This window comes from Bacteroidia bacterium, from assembly GCA_025056095.1.
Classification (GTDB): domain Bacteria; phylum Bacteroidota; class Bacteroidia; order JANWVE01; family JANWVE01; genus JANWVE01.
In genome coordinates, this window is sequence record JANWVW010000368.1 from 1 (window position 1) to 722 (window position 722).

The 722-nt window shown below is 36.7% G+C and carries 1 protein-coding gene; it reads right to left on the reverse strand.

The genetic code is table 11. From position 1 onward, the window contains the following. A partial coding sequence (locus NZ519_14035; protein ID MCS7029872.1) for a hypothetical protein occupies positions 1-222 on the reverse strand: 222 nt, incomplete at its 3' end. Positions 223-722 lie beyond the last annotated feature (500 nt).

Sequence of the window (722 nt, forward strand, 5' to 3'; positions counted from 1 at the left end):
CTGTATTGCTTGTATATTTTCTTGAACCTGCTTGCCGATATCCGAACCCCTTTGTTCTGCTGTCAGTTCTTTGTAAACGGCAATTTGCCTGCGAAGCTCTTTGTTCAAATCGGATATACTTTTGTTTGTTAAATTTATTTGCTTTACAGAGCTTTGCAAATTTTTGTTCGCAGCGCTAGTGTCTACGTTTATTTTGTATTCAAATTCCTTTCTTGTTGCCATACAATACAAAGTTACTGATATTTTTTTTATGAATTAGTTAAACTTTTTATTGCTGATTTTCAACAAGTTAAGATACTTTATTCATCTTTTTTAATAAAACATTGCAACTTTTATAAAAAAAGATACGTATAATTGTGTGTATTTTCAAAAGTCGTATGGGGTTCAAAAAAAATAAATGCGCCGATGAGGCGTACGCAGAGTGCCTCGGAAGAGAGGTGGATGCGTTTTGCGAAAAAAACGGTATAGAGGTGTTGTATAGGAACACCTATCTAAAAAACGGCTCGTCCACCTATACGGTGGTCAGGGTCATGGCGGATAAAACAATTTTGGATCAAGCGTGTTATGCACTGGTGGATAAAGATGGACACATCCGCCTAACAGTGCGGTTGTCGGATCACGACTCTGCACTGGAAATGTACGACATAATTACCTCGCTGTAAACGCCGATACAAAATTAAAAAAATGTAGCCAATTTACAACATATAACTTTGTTTGGACCT